Here is a 17,374-nt window from a genome sequence, read left to right on the forward strand (position 1 = left end):
CGCTCCGGGCGGCACTCGCCGCGGTCGGCCTCGGCGCGATGCTGCTCTCGGGCCTTGTCGCGCCGACCTCCGCCGCCCAGGCCGCCGAGGCGGCGATCCCGCAGCAGGGTCTGCTCGCCGACTACCGCTTCACGCAGACCAGCGGCAACACCGTGGCTAACACGGCGGGCGGAGGCGTGGGAGCCGCGACCGTCCGCAACGGCACCGACTCCCTGTGGACCGGCACGTCGCTGCGCCTCACCGGCGGGCCGAAGAGCAGCACCACCGCACCCTGGGTGCAGCTGCCCGCGAACCTGCTGTCCGGCCGCACCTCGGCGACGGTCACGATCGAGACCCGCGCCGACGCGTCGATGCTCTCGAACTTCCACTTCCTCTGGACCATCGGCAGCGACAGCACGAACCAGTACTGGTTCGCGTCGGTGCGCGACCGGGTGCGCACGGCGATCACCACGGGCGGAGGCGGCGGCGAGATCAACGCGCGCAGCGCCTCCGCGCTCGCAGCCGACCGCTGGTACAGCCTCACTTCGGTGATCGACGGCAGCGCAGGCACTCTCTCGTTCTTCGTCGACGGCGTCCGGGTCGCCTCGGCGCCCACAGCGCTGCGGCCCTCGTCCGTGGCCGACCAGTCGCTGAACACGATCGGCCGCGCGCCCTACCCCGACCCGTTCTACGCGGGCGAGGTGTCGGCGTTCCGCGTCTACGACCGCGCCCTGACCGGGCAGGAGGTGGCGGCCGTGTCGAGCGTGGATGCGACGCCGCACGCCTCCTCCTTCGCGCCGCTCGCCGCTGCGGTGCTGGCCGCGGTCGCTCCGCTCACCGTCGACGACTCGACCGCGAACCTTCCCGACTACGGGGGAGCGGTGACCTGGACCTCCGGTGACCCGGCTCTGCGCGTCTCGGCGGACGGCCGCACCCTCAGCGCCGACCGCCCGGCCGCGGGCCAAGCCGCGCGCACCGCGTCGCTCACCGCGACGGCGTCGATCCGCGGAGTCGCGCAGACCCGCTCGATCGTCGTGACCGTCGCGCCGCAGGTCGGCGTCGACACCCCCTACGGCTACCTGATGGTGCATTTCGTCGAGGACGCGCAGGCTACGCCGAGAAGATCTACCTCGACGTCTCGCGCGGCGACGACCCCGAGAAGTGGGATCCGCTGAACGGCGGGAAGCCGATCCTCGCCTCCGACCTGGGCACCACCGGTGTCCGCGACCCGTACCTGACCTACAACCCCGAGACGAAGAAGTACTTCATCATCGCCACCGACCTCCGCGTCTTCGGCGGTGACTCCGGCACCGGCTCCTGCACCACCTGGTGCCACTGGACCACGCAGGGCAGCACGAGGATGAACGTCTGGGAGTCGAGCGACCTCGTGTCGTGGAGCGACCTGCGCCAGTTCGACGTCGCGCTCGACGCGACCGGGGCGAAGGCTCTCGAGGCCGGCATGATGTGGGCCCCGGAGGCCACCTGGGTTCCGGACTACGACGGGCCGGGCCGGGGCTCGTTCGTCGTCTACTGGTCCTCCACGGTCTACCCGACTGCCGCGCACACGCCGGGAACCGGCTCCTCGCGCGTGCTCTGGGGAGCGACCTCGGACTTCACCCAGGGCACCTACTCGTACGGCGGCACCTTCGTCGACACCGGCGCCGACACGATCGACACCACGCTGATCCAGGACGGCGGCACGACCTACCGGATCTCGAAGGACAACGGCACCGGCAGGGGCATCTACATGGAGTCGACCACGGCCGCGACGTGGTGGCTGCCGTCGACCGCGTGGACGCCGATCCAGGACCGCATCGGCGCGGTGTGGGCCGGCGGGAACGCGGGAGGGGTCGAGGGCCCCGCGGTGTTCACGGACCACGGAGAGGACACCTGGTACCTCTACGTCGACGTGATCCCCTCGACCGGCTACCGGCCGATGGTCACGAAGGATCTCGACGCGGGCTGGACCCAGCTCACCGATCCCGGCTTTTCGCTCGCGCCCTCGACCAAGCACGGCGGGGTCGTCTCGCTGACCGCCGGGCAGTACGCCGAGGTCCGCTCGGCCGACGCGGCCTCCGCGGTCCGCTCCGATCTCGGCGAGGTGACGGTCGCTTCGGGAGCCGCCGCCGCGGCGGTCCTGCCCGCCCGCGCCGACGTCGTGCTCGCCTACGGCCGCGGCACCGCCTCGCAGCCCGTCACCTGGGACACCTCCGCGGTGAAGACCGCGCCCGGCCGCTACTCGGTCACCGGGGTCGTCCGCACGATCGGCGCGAACGACAACCAGTGGGTGGGCGCCGGCGGATCCACGGCCTGGAACGCCGCCGACCGCCGGCTGTCGAGCTCCACGGCCGTCACGGTCACCGCCACCGTGGTGGTGACGGCGCCGAGCGCGACGCTCACCGCCTCCACCCGCTGCATCGCAGGCAAGGCCGTCATCACGGGAGTGGTACGGAACACGGGCACGACGCCCCTCGCGGTCGTCATCCGCTCGCCGTTCGGCGCCTCGCCGACGCTGATCGCCGCCCCCGGCGGCAGCGCCTCCGCGGCGTTCACCACCCGTCGGGCGTCGATCCCGGCCGACTCGCTCACCGCGGGCGCGCTGACCGCGGCGTACTCGGCGCGCAGCTGCTGAGCCGCTGACGCGCGTCCGCGCCCCGAGACGGCTCGCCCTCGCCGAGACACCGCCCCGCCGCGGTGCCTCGGCGGGTGCGGGCCGTCCCCTCGCCTTCTCCACGGGACGGCCCGCATCTCTCCTCCGTTCGGACGAAATGCACCGCCGACCCGCGCCGGGGAGCACCGTGCCTCGGTACGGTCGCGGCATGATCCGAGTCCTGCGCCGCCTTCCCCCGATCGTCCTCGACATCGCCACCGCGCTGGTGTTCCTCGCGCTGTGGATCTGGGGCGAGGTCGGGCGTCTGCCCTGGTCGCACGGGCCCTCTCGCGTTCGGGCCGCAGTACGTCGTCTGCGCGCTGATCGCCTTCGGGCCGCTGCTGCCCTGGCCGGCCGTCGCCGTCGCGAGCGCGGCCTCGGTGACGCCGTTCCTCCTGCCGGACGCGGTCCCCGCCGATCCCTTCCTCATCGCGGGGCTCGCGGTCGCCGCTGCTCGGGTGTCGGAGCGGCGGATGACGGTCGGTCGGATCCTCCTCCTCGTCGCCCTCGTCGGTGCGGGCAGCACGCTCGCCCTGCACGGTATGGCGACGACGAACGGGATCGAGGCCGCCGCCACCGGCGCGATCGTCGTCGGCGTCGGCTGGCTCGTGGGCCGGCTCCTGCGGGTCACCCGCGCCCGCGCGACCCTCCTCCTCGAGCGGCGCGCCCTCGCGGACGGGCTCGCGGAGGCGGACCGTGAGCTCGCCCTCACCTCCGAACGGGCGCGCATCGCCCGCGACGTGCACGACGTGATGGCTCAGTCGCTCTCGATCGTCCTCGTGCAGGCGACCGGCGCCGAGCGCCTCGTCCGCACCGAACCCGACCGCGCGGAGGCGTCGCTGCGGGCGGTCGCCGACGTCGCCCGCGCCTCGCTCATCGAGGTGCGCCTGGTGATCGAGTCGCTCGGAGCCGATCCCGACGCGCTCGACCAGCCGGACCTCGACTCCCTCCCGCACCTCGTCGACCGCTTCCGCTCGGCCGGCCTCTCGGTGGTGCTCGAGGAGCAGGGCGATCGCGCCGTCCTGTCGCCGGGGCAGCAGCTCGCGGTGTACCGGATCGTGCAGGAGTCGCTCACCAACGCGCTCCGTCACAGCGGCGGCACGCCGAACGCCGAGGTGCGTCTGGTCTGGGAGGAGTCCGCGCTGCTGCTCGAGGTCGCGTCGCGCGGCTGCTCCGGAGCGGAGTCGAGCGGCTCGGACCATGGGGTCAACGGCATGCGGGAGCGGGCCGAGCTCGCCGGCGGCTGGTTGACGGCGGAGGAGGACGACGGCGGGTTCCGCGTCACCGCGTCGATCCCGGCGCACGTGCTCGAGGCCGCAGCGTGATCCGCATCGCCGTCGCCGATGACCACGTGCTGTTCTGCTCGGGCCTACAGATGCTCCTCGACGCGGAGCCGGGGCTGGAGTTCGCCGGCGCCGCGCACGACGGCGAGGCGGCCGTCGAGCTCGTCCGGCGCGAGGCCCCCGACGTGCTCCTGCTCGACGTGCGCATGCCGCTGCTCGACGGCATCTCGGCGACGCGGAGGATCGCCCGCGATCCCGACGTCGCCACGCGGGTGGTCATCCTGACCACGCACCAGCACGACAGTGTCGTCGCCGAGTCGCTGGCGGCCGGAGCGGCGGGGTTCCTGATGAAGGACGCGACGACCGAGCTGCTGCTGGGCACCGTGCGCGCCGTCGCCGCCGGGCGGACCGTGGTGGCCGGCGGCGGACAGCACGCCCCGCTCCGCGACTACGCGCCGCCCGCCGTGGCCGCTCGCCCCGAGGTGCTCTCGGCCCGAGGTGCTCTCGGCCCGAGAGAAGGGGGTGTTCGCCTCGGCCGCGCAGGGCCGGAGCATCGCCGAGATCGCGGCGGCGGCGCACCTGAGCGAGTCCACCATCAAAAGCCACGTCTCGAGCATCCTCGCCAAGCTCGGCCTCGCCTCCCGCCTCCAGCTCGTCGCCTTCGCGCACCGCCACGGTCTCGGCTGACACGCGGCGCCGCCTCCGTCTGCTCGGCCGATGCCTGTTCCGTGACGCCGGGTCTTCCCCATCGACGGTGCACCACGGCAGCCGGAGGTGACGCCCCGCAGCCTCCGGTCGGCGATGTCGCCGCTGTCATGAATGTTCTTGAAGAGAATGAGAAGGATGTCGGTAAGGCGGATGAGTACCGTCCGACTCAAGCCCCGACGGACCAGGCATCTGGGCTGGGGGAGGAGAAAGATCCTTTCCCGACTCTCGTCGATTGCGGGGACGCACGGAGGCGCTTGGCTTCGAGCGGCACTGAGGAGGGTCGATGTGAAGAAGAATTCCGGCACCGGTTTCGTCGTCGCCGTGGCTGCGCTGACAGCAGTCGCGATGGCGCACCCCCCCCGTCGGCGGTGGCCGCGGAAGGTCATCGGCCGTCAGCGCTCGTGACACCCGTGTCGATCGAGCAGACCGACTCGAGCTACCAGGAGCTGGCGGATCAGATCACTGAGTTGGTCTCCGCCTACGATCGTCCGGCGAACAGGTTCGATCCCGGCAAGGTCTCCGCGGAGACACTGCACAGTGCAGTGGGGAGAGCGTTCGTCAGTGCCGTTTCCGGGCAACCGGAAGCAGCCGACGCGCCACGAGTTCTCAGTCGCGGAGTACCGTTCAGCGTTCTGATCTCGGGTGGCGCGGATCCGTGGCCGTACATTCAACTCACCGAAGCGGAGCAGCAGGCGATGGTGACAGGAGCGTCAGCGTCTCTCATCGCGTCCGTCTGCGCTCTCCTCGGTCCCGAAACAGGAGGGGTCGGCTGTGGGGCGGGTGCCGCAGTGATCGCGATGATCGTCGGTATCGTCGTCGCCAACGGGGTCTGCCCGGATGGGCGCGAGATGCGGATCTACCCCCTCGCGGGGCCGACCGGATTCAGCTGCCAATGACTGCCGACGGACGGATGTCCCCGGCCCTCTTCGCCACTCTCGTGCTGGCTCCCGTCGTCGTGGTTCACGTCGTGGTGCAGATCGTGACTGCCCGAGGGTTGTCGTGGGAGCTTCTTCCCGTCCTGATGATCTACGCGGTGTTCTGGCTCATCGTCTTCGCTGTGTGGCGCAGAACCGGCCGTCGGCGTCCCTGAGCGAGGCGAGGGAGATGTCCTCATCCCCTTCCTCCTCGTTCTCCGGGTAATGGGGTGAGCGCCCGGCTCGTCCGCCGGTGCTCGGGCGAACGGCCGAGCCGCCGCCGCCTCGCTGAGGCCCCGCCGCCTCGACGCCGGCTCGGCGCACACCGGGCCGTCTCGACCAGCCGCGCCGGAGCGCGCCCGGGCCGCCCCACATCCCGCACACGGCAGGCTAGAGGGATGAGCGAGCACGGAACCCCCGCCCACCTCGACCGCGTCCGCGTGCGCGGAGCCCGCGAGAACAACCTCAGGAGCATCGACGTCGACATCCCGCGCGACGCCCTCGTCGCCTTCACGGGCGTCTCCGGATCGGGCAAGAGCTCGCTTGCGTTCGGCACCCTCTACGCGGAGGCGCAGCGGCGCTACTTCGAGTCGGTCGCCCCTACGCCCGCCGGCTGATCGACCAGGTCGGCGTGCCGGAGGTCGACTCCATCGACGGGCTCCCGCCCGCTGTGGCCCTCCCGCAGCGCCGCTCCGCGGGCTCGGCCCGCTCGACGCTCGGCAGCGCGACCACCCTCTCGAGCGTCGTGCGCATGGTCTTCTCGCGGGTCGGCACGTATCCGGAGGGGGCGCCGATGCTCCTCGCCGAGGACTTCTCTGCCAACACCGTGCAGGGCGCGTGCCCGACCTGTCACGGCATCGGCCGGGTCTACGACGTGCCCGACGAGCTGATGGTGCCGGACGACTCGCTCTCGATCCGCGACGGCGCCCTTGCCGCCTGGCCGACCGCCTGGCACGGCAAGCAGCTGCGCGACAGCCTGATCTCGCTGGGCCACGACATCGACGTGCCGTGGCGGACGCTCCCCGAGGAGGCGCGCGACTGGATCCTGCACACCGACGAGTCGCCGCAGGTGCCGATCTTCACCGACCGCTCGCCGGCCGACGTGCGGGCCGCCGTCGCCGCAGGCGTCGAACCGCGCTACATGAGCACGTTCCTCGGGGTGCGCCGCTATGTCCTCGACACCTTCGCCGGCTCGAAGAGCGCCCGGATGCGCGAGCGCGCTGGATCGTTCCTGGTGAGCGTCGTGTGCGGCACCTGCCGCGGCAGGCGGTTGAAGCCGGAGGCGCTCGCCGTCACCTTCGAGGGCCGCGACATCACCGAGCTCTCCGCCCTCCCGCTCCACGATCTCCGCGCCCTCCTCGAGCGGGTGCTCGAGCCGGGCTGGACCGCGACGGGCGCGCCCGCCCTCGCCCCCGAGACCCGGCTGGCCGCGCAGCGCCTCGTCGCCGACCTGATCGCGCGCATGTCGCCGATCGTCGACCTGGGTCTCGGCTACCTCTCGCTCGACCGGCCGACGCCGACCCTCTCGACGGGCGAGCTCCAGCGGATGCGCCTCGCCACCCAGGTCCTCTCGCGCCTGTTCGGAGTCGTGTTCGTCCTCGATGAGCCGTCGGCCGGGCTGCATCCGGCCGACACGGAGGCGCTGCTCGGCATCCTCCGCACGCTCCGCGCGACGGGCAACACGGTCTTCTTCGTCGAGCACTCGCTCGAGGTGATCCGCGAGGCCGACTGGATCGTCGACATCGGCCCCGGAGCCGGTACTGGAGGCGGCACCGTCGTCTACTCGGGTGGTCTCGACGGCATCCGGAGCGCCTCCGACTCGGTCACCCGGCGCTACCTGTTCCCCGAGTCCGGCAGCATCCCGCCGGTGCGCGAGCGCCGCACGGCGGAGCTGCGGATCGATCTCTCTGGAGTCTCCCGGAACACGCTCCGCGACCTCGCGGTCTCGTTCCCGGTCGGCGTTCTCATCGCGGTGACGGGCGTCTCCGGCTCGGGGAAGTCGACGCTGGTCAACCAGGCCCTCCCCGATCTGCTGCGGGCGAGCCTGCGCGCCGACCTCGCCGAGAACGAGTCCGCGGACGAGGAGCGCGAGTCCGAGGATCCGCTGCTCGACACTGCGGCCGCTGTCACGCTCGGCCGCGCCTCCGGACCCGCGGAGCGCCTGCGCCGCGTCGTGCAGGTGAGCCAGACCCCCATCGGCCGCACCTCGCGCTCGAACGTCGCGACCTACACGGGTCTGTTCGACCGGGTGCGGGCGCTCTTCGCGGCGACTCCGGAGGCGAAGCGCCGCCGCTACGGCGCCGGTCGCTTCTCGTTCAACCAGCCCAGCGGGCGCTGCCCGGTCTGCAAAGGCGAGGGCACCATGGAGGTCGAGCTGCTGTTCCTGCCGACGGTGCAGGCGCCCTGCGTGACGTGCGGCGGCACCCGGTACAACCCCGAGACGCTCGAGGTGACGCTCGACGGCCGGACGATCGCCGACGTCCTCGCTCTGAGCGTCACCGCGGCGAGGGAGGCGTTCGCGACCGAGCCGGAGGTGGTGCGGCACCTCGACGCCCTCCTGGACGTCGGGCTCGGCTACGTCGCCCTCGGCCAGCCGGCCCCCGAGCTCTCGGGCGGCGAGGCCCAGCGGGTGAAGCTGGCCTCGGAGCTGCGGCGCGCGCAGCGCGGCGACACCCTCTACCTGCTCGACGAACCGACCTCTGGCCTGCACCCCGCCGACGCCGACCGCCTCGTCGCGCACCTCCAGCACCTCGTCGAGGCGGGTAACACCGTGATCGTCGTCGAGCACGACATGCGCATCGTCTCGGACGCCGACTGGGTCATCGACCTGGGTCCGGGGGCGGGGGAGGCGGGCGGCACTGTCGTCGCGACGGGCACGCCCGAGCAGGTCTCCCTCGCCGAGGGGAGCCGCACGGCGCCGTACCTCCGGGCGGCGCTCGAGAGGCGGCCCGTACGGCACTGAGTGCGCCTCCGTGTCCGCTCGGTCCGCGCTCCAAGGGCATTCCGAAAACCGAGTGTTAACGGTAACATTCCGCTGACGACAGCTCGTGGCACGATTTGACGCCGTCGCTCTTCTCAACGACGAGAGGCTCCAGGATGACGACACGACGGACAGCGATCGCAGCGGCGGCGGTGATGGCGCTGACGGCGGGACTGCTCGCGGTCGGCCCGACCGCTCAGGCGGCACCCACCACCTCCCTCGACAGCACGAAGGTGCTCGAGCTGCCCTTCGACGGCAGCCTCGCCGACACCAGCGGCCGCGGCACCGCCGTGGGGATGCAGAAGGGCACCGCCTCCTACGGCACCGGCCTCAGCGGCCAGGCCTTCGCGTTCACCGGCTCGAACGCCGTGAGCCTCGGCACCGCGGCCGCCCTCCAGCCCGCCGACCTCACGGTCTCGTTCTGGTACCGGCCGAGCGCCGCGATGACAGGCGAGCAGGTCTTCACCTGGAACAAGACCACCTACAACTCGGACGGCTGGTACCTCAGCTCCGAGGGCGACGGCACTCCGCTCGCGCTCTCGGTCGGCCCGTCGACCGGGCAGCCGTACAAGGTCGCGGTCGAGACCGCCCGCGCCGACTTCTTCCCTGCCGGGCAGTGGACCCATGTGGTCGCCACCTACGACAGGAGCACCAAGGACGTCGCGTTCTACCGCAACGGCGTCCAGCAGCCCAGCGCGGTGAAGTACGCCGCCTCGGGCTCCGCGACCGGCGTCCTCGGCGCCGAGAGCACCTCCACCAAGACCCTCGGCTTCAACGGCCCTGGCTACAACGGCAGCCATCTGCGCGGCCTGCTCGACGACTACGCCCTCTACAGCGGAGTCGCCACGACGGCCGACGTCGTCGCTCTGACGAAGGCCCACGATCCCTCCTTCGACCCGGCCGCCGTGGCCCGCGCCGACCTCGACGCCGTCTCGCCACCGACCGCCACCAGCACCGGTTTCTCGCTGCCCACCCGCGGAGCGAAGGGTTCCGAGCTCAGCTGGTCCTCCTCGGACCCGGCCGCCCTCGCCTTCAGTGGCGGCACCGCGACCGTCACCCCGCCCACCGGTGCCGCAACGCCGGTCACCGTCACCGGGTCGGCGGTCTACGGAGGCAGCGCCGCCGTCACCAGGACCGTCACCGTCGAGGTGCAGCCCCGCGGCACCACGACCTCGGGCTACCTCCTCGAGGCCGGTCTCACCGATGTCTCGGTGCAGGACCCGTACCTCGAGAACGGCGAGCAGCAGACCGTCGAGTACCTGCTGAGCCTGGACCCCGAAATGTTCCTCTACTCCTTCTACCGTCAGGCCGGGCTCGCCCCGACGACGACCGGAGGCTACGGCGGCTGGGAGCGCGAGAGCGGCACCCGGTTCCAGGGCCACTTCTTCGGCCACTACGTCTCGGCGCTCTCGCAGGCGTACGCCACCGCGGAGGATCCGGCCACGAAGGCCGCGCTGCTCGCCACGCTCACCGCCTCGGTCGACGGCCTGAAGAAGGTGCAGGACGCCTACGCGGCGAAGGACCCGGCGAACGCGGGCTACGTCTCGCCGTTCCCGGTGAGCTACCTGCCGAGCGGATCCGACGGCCTGCTCGTGCCCTTCTACAACCTGCACAAGGTGCTCGCTGGCCTCCTCGACGCCCACCAGTACGCGCCCGACGCGCTCTCGCAGAAGGCGCTCGTCGTCGCCGACGGCTTCGGCTCGTGGATCACGAACTGGGCCGGCCGTCAGGCGAACCCCTCGCAGCTGCTCAGCACCGAGTACGGCGGAATGAACGAGGCGCTCTACCGCCTCTACGAGATCACCGAGAAGCCGGCGCACAAGCGAGCTGCCGAGTACTTCGACGAGACGGCGCTGTTCCGGAAGCTCGCGAACAACGAGGACGTGCTGAACGGCCTGCACGCGAACACGACGATCCCCAAGCTGATCGGCGCGCTCAAGCGCTACACCGTCTTCAGCGACAACCCCTCGCTCCTCGCGACCCTGACCACGGCCGAGAAGGCCGACCTCGACATGTACCGGCGCGCCGCCGAGAACTTCTGGCGGATGGTCGACGAATCGCACACCTACGCCAACGGGGGCAACAGCCAGTCCGAGCACTTCCATGCGCCGGGCACCCTGTACGAGTACGCGACGAACGGCCAGACCACCGGATACGGCGAGAACTCCACCTCCGAGGGCTGCAACATCTACAACATGCTCAAGCTCACCCGGGCCCTGTTCCAGGTGACGGAGGACGTGAGGTACGCCGACTTCTACGAGGAGGCGTTCATCAACGGCGTCCTCTCGGTGCAGAACCCCGAGACCGGCATGGTCACCTACTTCCAGCCGCAGACCGCGGGCTACGCGAAGGTCTTCGGGCACGAGCACGACGAGTTCTGGTGCGATCACGGCACCGGGATCGAGAGCTTCACCAAGCTCGGCGACTCGATCTACTTCGAGAAGCCCCGGACGGTGATCGTGAACCAGTTCCGCTCCTCCGTGCTCCGCTCCTCCGCGAACAATCTGACGCTGACCCAGACGGCGGACATCCCGAGCACCGACACGGCGACCCTGCGGGTCGAGGCGCTCGACGGGGGAGCCGTGGCCGCGGGCACGGCCCTGAAGCTGCGCGTCCCCTCCTGGATCGACGGGGCTCCGACGCTCACCGTGAACGGCGTTGCGCGCGCGGTCACGGCCGAGGCGGGCTACGTCTCCGTCCCCGTCTCGGCGGGCGATGTGCTCACCTGGACGCTGCCCGCCGCGGTCTCGGTCGTCGCCGACACCGAGAACCCCGACTGGGCCGCGTTCCGCTACGGACCGGTGCTGCTGGCGACAGAGCTGAACCGCTCGAACGTCGAGGCGTCGTACGTGGCCGGCGTCCTGGTGCGGATGGGCACGGCCGACAAGTCGGTGAACTCGACCATCGTCGTCGCGGACTCCGCGACCTGGACGTCGGCGATCCGCGACAACCTGGTCCGCCTGCCCGACGGCGCGGACGGCAACGGCCGCACCACGATGCGCTTCGGCATGAAGAACGTCGACGCTGCCTCCGCGGCCCGGGTGCTCACCCCGTACTACAGCCTCTACAACGCCCGCTACGCGACCTACCTGACCCTGATCGAGCCGGACTCGGCCGCGGCCCAGGCGCTCATCCGCACGCAGAAGGAGCAGCTGCGCGTCGACGAGACGACCATCGACTCCCTCACCTCGTTCGACAACAACAACAGCGAGGCCGACAAGAACCACCGGTTCGCGAAGTCGTCGGTCGGCACCTGGCGCGGCGAGAGCTACCGCGACGGCCAGCGCTCGGCGGACGCGTTCTTCCAGTACGACATGATCGTCGACCCGAGCCTGTCCGAGAACCACCTCGGTGTCCGCTACTACGGCGGCGACGCGGGACGCACCTTCGACGTCTACCTCAACAACGTGAAGCTCAAGACCGAAGTGGTCTCGGGCGCCGCGGGCGCGACCGAGTGGTACGTCCAGTACGACGAGATCCCCCGGGCCGTGCTCGACGGCATCGCCGCGAAGGACAGCTACAAGCGCGACCAGAGCGGCGCCTACGTCCTCGATGCGCAGGGGCAGCGGATTCCCGTGGTCACCGTCCGCTTCCAGGGCACAGGGGCGAGCTACGTCGGCGGGGTGTTCGGCGTGTACACGACCGAGGCGACCGGGTACTCGACCGCCGCCGAGCTGACGACCCTGGCCTCCGACGTGGGGACGCTGTCTCCGGCGCTCGCCGCGGGCGTCCGCGACCTGACTCTGACGGTGCCGACCGCGACGACGAGCGTCTCGCTCGACCTCGACCCGGCAGTCGGGAGTGGTCTGGTGACGGTCGACGGCGTGCTGATCGACGACACGGTGCGCCGCACGGTTCCGCTCGCGACGACAGGGACGACGAGCGTGGTGATCGAGTCGTCGGCGCAGGACCACAGCACCAGCGTGACCTACCGGCTCTCGATCGTCCGCGCCTCCGCGGTGACGGTCGAGGCGGCGGCGGCGACACGCTGCGTGGCGGGCAAGGTGGTGCTGACGGTGACCGCGCGCAACACGTCGACGGCTCCGGCCGCGATCACCCTCGCCTCCGGCTGGGGCTCGACGCCGTTCAGCGGTGTCGCGCCGGGCGGGAGCGCCTCGCACGCGTTCACCACCCGCGCCGCCTCGGTACCGGCCGGTTCGGCGACGGTGACCGCCGGCGGCACTCCCGTGGCGACCGCCTACCCCGCCTTCACCTGCCGCTGACACCCGTCCGCCCCTTCCTCCGCGAGACACCGGAGGGAGGGCGGCTGGGCGTTACCTGTTCGTTATGAAGAAAAACGCTTACACGACCAAACCAGGGGCACCCTGGGAATCGGCAGGTGGGAGGCGAACACTCACCTTCATGAACCAGACAGCGGCACCCGTGCGCCAGGGCAGTGCGCACCGAGCGCGATTCCTCCTGCTCGCCGCCCTCGCCGGCATCGTGACGGGCGGAGTCCTCCTCGCCGTCGCCGAACTCGTCGCCCTCGCCGTCGCCCGCACGGCCAGTCCCGTGCTCGCGCTCGGCGCCTTCATCGTCGACATCGTGCCGCGACCCCTCAAGGAGTTCGCGATCGAGGCGTTCGGCGAGAACGACAAGATCTTCCTGCTCGCGAGCGTCGGCGCGGCCGTTGTCGTTGCCGCCGCGATCGCCGGAGTCCTGCAACTGCTCCGCCCCCCGCTCGGGCAGGTGCTGCTGATCATCGCCGGCGGGCTCTCGATCGCCGCGATCGTCACGCGCGCCGGAGCCGCTCCGCTCGCCGCGGTGCCTACCCTGGTCGGCCTGGTCGTCGCCGTCGTCGTGATGCACCTGCTCTTCTCCCGACTGCGCGGCTGGCGCGCGGCACGCACCTCGGAGGCGAGGGGAACCGCCTCCGAGGCCCGCCCGGGCGCGCTCGAGCGCCGCGGCTTCTTCCGCGTGGCCCTGATCGCGGCCGTCGGCGCGGCGGTCGTCGGCACCGGCGCCCGACTCGTCAACGCGGCGACCTCGTCGCTCGCGAGCGTGCGGGAGGCGCTGCGCCTGCCGACTCCGCGCACCACCCTCGCCGTGCCGGCCGGGGCCGAGCTCGACATCGAGGGTCTGACCCCGCTCTACACGCCCAACGCCGACTTCTACCGCGTCGACACCGCGCTGACCGTGCCCAACATCGATCCGTCGACCTGGACGCTGAGGATCATCGGCATGGTCGATCAGGAGGTGATGCTGACCCTCCAGCAGCTCCTCGACATGGGCGTCGATGAGTACGGCGTGACCCTCACCTGCGTCTCGAACCAGGTGGGCGGCGATCTGGTCGGCAACGCGAAGTGGCTCGGCGTCCCCATCCGCGACGTCCTGGCGATGGCCGGAGTGCAGGGCGACGCCGACATGGTGCTCTCGACCAGCGCTGACGGCTACACCGCCTCCACTCCGCTGAGCGCGCTGACCGACGACGGGCGCGACGCGATCCTCGCGGTCGGCATGAACGGCGAGCCGCTGCCCTTCGAGCACGGCTTCCCGGTGCGGATGGTCGTCCCGGGCCTCTACGGCTACGTCTCGGCCACCAAGTGGCTCACCGAGCTGAAGGTGACCACGTTCGCGGCCGACGAGGCGTACTGGACGCCGCGCGGCTACTCCGCCGAAGCGCCGATCAAGATGTCCTCGCGGATCGACACCCCGCGCATCGGTGCCGCGATCCCGTCCGGTGCCACGAAGATCGCCGGAGTCGCGTGGGCGCAGACGGTCGGCATCGACCGGGTCGAGGTGAGCATCGACGACGGCGACTGGCAGGAGGCGACGCTCTCGACTCCCGTCAACCTCGACACCTGGGTGCAGTGGTTCGTCGACTGGGAAGCCGAGACCGGCTCGCACTACGTGGCGGTCCGGGCGGTCGACCGCACCGGCGCCGTGCAGATCGAGGAGCGCGCGCCGATCGCGCCGAACGGCTCCTCCGGCTGGCAGCGCACGCTCGTCAACGTGACCTGACGGTCGGGCTGTCGGGGCTCGGCGGGCGGGACGTCGCGCACTGGGCCGGGCCTGACGCCTCGGCCGTCGGCATCGGCCCTCAGGCGTGCGGGAACTCGTGCGCCAGTACCGACATCAGGATCTCGTCGTGGAAGCGTCCGGCGTGGAACAGCGCGTCGCGCCGGCGCCCCTCCTCGATGAAGCCTGAGCGCCGGTACGCGGCCCGTGCCCTCTTGTTGAAGGCCCAGGCCCGCAGCTCGATGCGGTGCAGGCCCAGCTCGGCGAAGCGTAGCGGACGAGGGTGCGCACCGCATCCGTCCCGAGCCCCCGGCCGCGCGCATACGGGCCGAGGACGACGGCGAGGGTCCCGCAGCGCTGCGGCGCGGCGCCTCCCCACAGCGCCACGTGGCCGGCCAGCGAGCCGTCGGCCTCCTCCTCGACGGCGAAGCCGACCGACCCCGGTGAGGCGTTGGCGCTCCAGGAGCGGAGCAGGTCGTTCACTGCGCCGCCCGGACGGGGGAGGATCGACGCCTGCTGGAGCACAGCGGTCTCGGGATCGTTCCACCACCGCTCGACCTCGGCGAGATCCTCGTCGGTGGCGGCGCGGAGGCGGATCCGCTCGCCCCGCAGCAGCCCGCGTGCGTATTCGGCGGCGGCGTCCTGATCGCGGAAGGTGTCCATGCCGACATGCTGCCAGCCCGGTCCCCTCGGGCGTCGCCCGCCGGCGCGCTCTGCACCGGCCGCCGGGAGGGCGCGGCCGGGCGTTTATCGAGCACTCGAATCAATTCGACTAGTCTCGGAGGATGACAGAGAACACGTCCGAGCTCCGTGTCGGCGTCGTCGGCCTCGGCTTCGCCGGCACCACCCACCTCGACGCCTTCCAGTCCCTTCCCGGCGCCCGCGTCGTCGCGCTCGCAGGCCAGGAGGAGGCGCGCCTCCACGAGCTCGGCGCGACCCGCGGTGTCCCCGACCTCTCCGCCGACTGGGAGGACCTGGTCGCCCGCGACGACCTCGACATCGTCTCCATCGGCGTTCCCAACCACCTCCACCACCCCATCGCCGTCGCCGCGCTCGCGAGCGGCAAGCACGTCTTCTGCGAGAAGCCGCTCGCGACGACCGCGGAGCTGGCGGCCGAGATGGTCGAGGCGGCGCGCGCCCACGACCGCGTGCTCGAGATCGCCTACAACCACCGCCGCCGCGCCGACGTCGCCTTCCTCCGCGACTACCTCGACGACGCTCCGCTCGGCGACGTCTACCACGCCCGGGCGAGCTGGCAGCGGCGCACCGGCATCCCCGGAATCGGCTCCTGGTTCACCAGCAAGGAGCTCGCCGGTGGCGGTCCGCTGATCGACCTCGGTTCGCACGTGCTCGACATCGCGCTGCACCTGCTCGACGAGCCGCGCGTCACCAGCGTCTCGGCCGTCGCCTACGGCGAGATCGGCCGCTCCGGCCGCGGCGGACGCCCGTACGGCGTCGCCGCCACCGGCACGCACGCCTTCGAGGTGGAGGACTTCTCGAGCGCCCTGCTGCGCCTCGACAATGGCCGCTCCCTCCAGCTCGACGCCTCCTGGGCCAGCTACTCGAAAGTGCACGAGGACATCGAGGTCGAGCTGCTCGGCTCGGCCGGCGGGGCGCGCCTGCACATCGCCGACTACGCCACGGAGGGGACGCTCACGCTCTACTCCGAGGTCGCCGGAGCGCCGACCGTCTCCCACCCCGACGTGACGGTCCCGGCCGGGCACCACCGCTCCGTCATCGCCGAGTTCCTGGCGGCGATCGCCTCGGGAGCCGAGGCTCCCGCGGGCGAGCCCCGCTACTGCGGCCACTACGGCGAGTACGCGCTGCACCGCAGCCGGGTGATCGACGCGATCTACCGCTCCGCCGCCGAGAAGAAGGAGGTGGCGGTCGCATGAGCGCCCCGATCCGGGTCCTCGTCTGGAACGAGTTCCGCCACGAGACCCGCGGCGACGAGACCGTGCTGCGCCACTACCCCGACGGCATCCACCGTGTGATCGCCGACGGGCTCGCCCGGTCACTGGGTTCCGCGGTCTCGGTGCGCACCGCGACCCTCCCCGAACCCGAGCACGGGCTCACCGAGGAGGCGCTGGCGCAGACGGACGTGCTGCTCTGGTGGGGGCACATCGCGCACGAGGAGGTGTCGGACGAGGTCGTGCGGCGGGTGCTGCGGCACGTGCACGAGGGGATGGGGATCCTGATCCTGCACTCAGGCCACTACTCGTCGATCTTCACGGCCCTGATGGGCACCACCTGCTCGCTGAAGTGGCGCAACGACCGCGACCGCGAGCTGGTCTGGACGATCGCGCCGACGCATCCGATCGCCGAGGGCGTGCCGAGCCCGCTGATCATCCCCGAGCAGGAGATGTACGGCGAGTACTTCGACATCCCGGTACCGGAGGAGACCGTGTTCCTCTCGACGTTCACCGGCGGCGAGGTGTTCCGCTCGGGAGTCACGTATACGCGCGGTCTCGGCAAGGTCTTCTACTTCTCGCCCGGAGACCAGGACTACCCCGTCTACCACCACCCGGACATCCAGCGTGTGCTGGCGAACGCCGTCCGCTGGGCCGTCCCGACGCGCCCCCGCACGTCCCTCACCGCCGACCACCACCCCCGCGGCTGGTTCGAGTCCTGACCCGCCGTCCGCTGTCCCCTTGTTCCCCTCCGCGAGATGCCACTTGAGTACGCGACACGCCGCGCGGGGCGTACCGAAGTGCATCTCGCGGGAGGTACTGGAGGCGTGGGGGAAGCGCGCGAGCCGGACGAGGTGCGGCGGTACGGGCGCGCGCCGGAGCAGATCGCGGAGGTGTTCCGCGCGGCACCGGGCGGGGCGCGGGGCGTGGTCCTCCTCGTGCACGGCGGGTTCTGGCGAGCGCGGTGGGACCGGCTGCACGCCCGCCCGCTC

13 protein-coding genes and 1 pseudogene are annotated in these 17,374 nt (G+C 71.6%); 13 read left to right on the top strand and 1 reads right to left on the bottom strand.

All coding sequences use genetic code 11. The features are described from left to right. From ACH61_RS17925 to ACH61_RS09120, 11 genes and pseudogenes are all read left to right on the top strand, one after another. On the top strand, window positions 1–1,154 hold a 1,154-nt coding region (locus ACH61_RS17925), incomplete at its 5' end, for a LamG domain-containing protein (protein WP_201787594.1). Between the two features lie 185 nt (window positions 1,155–1,339). Then, window positions 1,340–2,611 carry a glycoside hydrolase family 43 protein gene (locus ACH61_RS17930; protein ID WP_068211352.1) on the top strand — a complete coding sequence of 424 codons (1,272 nt, stop codon included), beginning with the start codon at window positions 1,340–1,342 and terminating at the stop codon, window positions 2,609–2,611. A 398-nt stretch (window positions 2,612–3,009) separates the two neighbouring features. Further along, window positions 3,010–3,954, top strand: coding sequence for a sensor histidine kinase (locus ACH61_RS09090; protein WP_068211355.1), 945 nt, complete (start codon window positions 3,010–3,012; stop codon window positions 3,952–3,954). Window positions 3,955–4,004: 50 nt separating this feature from the next. Beyond that, window positions 4,005–4,235, top strand: a pseudogene (locus ACH61_RS18355) (response regulator); the annotation flags it as partial. A 199-nt stretch (window positions 4,236–4,434) separates the two neighbouring features. After that, complete coding sequence (locus tag ACH61_RS18360; RefSeq protein ID WP_236713610.1) at window positions 4,435–4,599, top strand: response regulator transcription factor; 165 nt, start codon at window positions 4,435–4,437, stop codon at window positions 4,597–4,599. 431 nt (window positions 4,600–5,030) lie between these two features. Beyond that, window positions 5,031–5,516: a hypothetical protein gene (locus ACH61_RS09100; RefSeq protein ID WP_068211358.1), complete on the top strand. Its 486-nt coding sequence runs from the start codon at window positions 5,031–5,033 to the stop codon at window positions 5,514–5,516. Window positions 5,517–5,530: 14 nt separating this feature from the next. Then, window positions 5,531–5,710: a hypothetical protein gene (locus tag ACH61_RS09105; protein ID WP_132505324.1), complete on the top strand. Its 180-nt coding sequence runs from the start codon at window positions 5,531–5,533 to the stop codon at window positions 5,708–5,710. A gap of 222 nt (window positions 5,711–5,932) precedes the next feature. Further along, entirely contained in the window at window positions 5,933–6,151 is a 219-nt protein-coding gene (locus tag ACH61_RS19495; protein WP_330220151.1) for a hypothetical protein, read from the top strand. 14 nt (window positions 6,152–6,165) lie between these two features. Continuing rightward, window positions 6,166–8,496, top strand: coding sequence for an excinuclease ABC subunit UvrA (locus tag ACH61_RS09110; protein ID WP_330220152.1), 2,331 nt, complete (start codon window positions 6,166–6,168; stop codon window positions 8,494–8,496). Window positions 8,497–8,630: 134 nt separating this feature from the next. Further along, window positions 8,631–12,737, top strand: a complete 4,107-nt coding sequence (locus tag ACH61_RS09115; RefSeq protein WP_068211364.1) for a beta-L-arabinofuranosidase domain-containing protein — start codon at window positions 8,631–8,633, stop codon at window positions 12,735–12,737. Between the two features lie 139 nt (window positions 12,738–12,876). After that, entirely contained in the window at window positions 12,877–14,475 is a 1,599-nt protein-coding gene (locus ACH61_RS09120) for a molybdopterin-dependent oxidoreductase (protein ID WP_068211366.1), read from the top strand. A gap of 114 nt (window positions 14,476–14,589) precedes the next feature. Here the strand turns inward: ACH61_RS09120 and ACH61_RS09125 are convergent, their stop codons facing one another. Next, a complete protein-coding gene (locus ACH61_RS09125; protein WP_082845154.1) occupies window positions 14,590–15,135 on the bottom strand; it encodes a GNAT family N-acetyltransferase in 546 nt (181 codons plus the stop codon). Window positions 15,136–15,257: 122 nt separating this feature from the next. Between ACH61_RS09125 and ACH61_RS09130 the strand changes: the two genes are divergently transcribed. Both ACH61_RS09130 and ACH61_RS09135 read left to right on the top strand, forming a co-directional pair. Next, window positions 15,258–16,367 (top strand): Gfo/Idh/MocA family protein, encoded by a 1,110-nt coding sequence (locus ACH61_RS09130; RefSeq protein ID WP_068211369.1) that lies wholly within the window; start codon window positions 15,258–15,260, stop codon window positions 16,365–16,367. Beyond that, the gene (locus ACH61_RS09135) at window positions 16,364–17,104 is read left to right on the top strand and encodes a ThuA domain-containing protein (protein ID WP_132505333.1); all 741 of its coding nucleotides are present in this window, start codon (window positions 16,364–16,366) and stop codon (window positions 17,102–17,104) included. Before ACH61_RS09130 ends, ACH61_RS09135 begins: the two co-directional genes overlap by 4 nt. The last annotated feature ends 270 nt before the right edge of the window (window positions 17,105–17,374 follow it).

It is taken from the genome of Rathayibacter tanaceti (assembly GCF_001634385.1).
Taxonomy (GTDB): Bacteria; Actinomycetota; Actinomycetes; order Actinomycetales; family Microbacteriaceae; genus Rathayibacter; species Rathayibacter tanaceti.

What these genes read in the sequence shown, in the direction of transcription:
- ACH61_RS17930 (WP_068211352.1), top strand. Translation starts at nt 1,340, where the DNA reads ATGAACGTCTGGGAGTCGAGCGACCTCGTGTCGTGGAGCGACCTGCGC.
- ACH61_RS09105 (WP_132505324.1), top strand. Translation starts at nt 5,531, where the DNA reads ATGTCCCCGGCCCTCTTCGCCACTCTCGTGCTGGCTCCCGTCGTCGTG.
- ACH61_RS19495 (WP_330220151.1), top strand. Translation starts at nt 5,933, where the DNA reads ATGAGCGAGCACGGAACCCCCGCCCACCTCGACCGCGTCCGCGTGCGC.
- ACH61_RS09115 (WP_068211364.1), top strand. Translation starts at nt 8,631, where the DNA reads ATGACGACACGACGGACAGCGATCGCAGCGGCGGCGGTGATGGCGCTG.
- ACH61_RS09120 (WP_068211366.1), top strand. Translation starts at nt 12,877, where the DNA reads ATGAACCAGACAGCGGCACCCGTGCGCCAGGGCAGTGCGCACCGAGCG.
- ACH61_RS09125 (WP_082845154.1), bottom strand. Translation starts at nt 15,135, where the DNA reads ATGGACACCTTCCGCGATCAGGACGCCGCCGCCGAATACGCACGCGGG.
- ACH61_RS09130 (WP_068211369.1), top strand. Translation starts at nt 15,258, where the DNA reads ATGACAGAGAACACGTCCGAGCTCCGTGTCGGCGTCGTCGGCCTCGGC.
- ACH61_RS09135 (WP_132505333.1), top strand. Translation starts at nt 16,364, where the DNA reads ATGAGCGCCCCGATCCGGGTCCTCGTCTGGAACGAGTTCCGCCACGAG.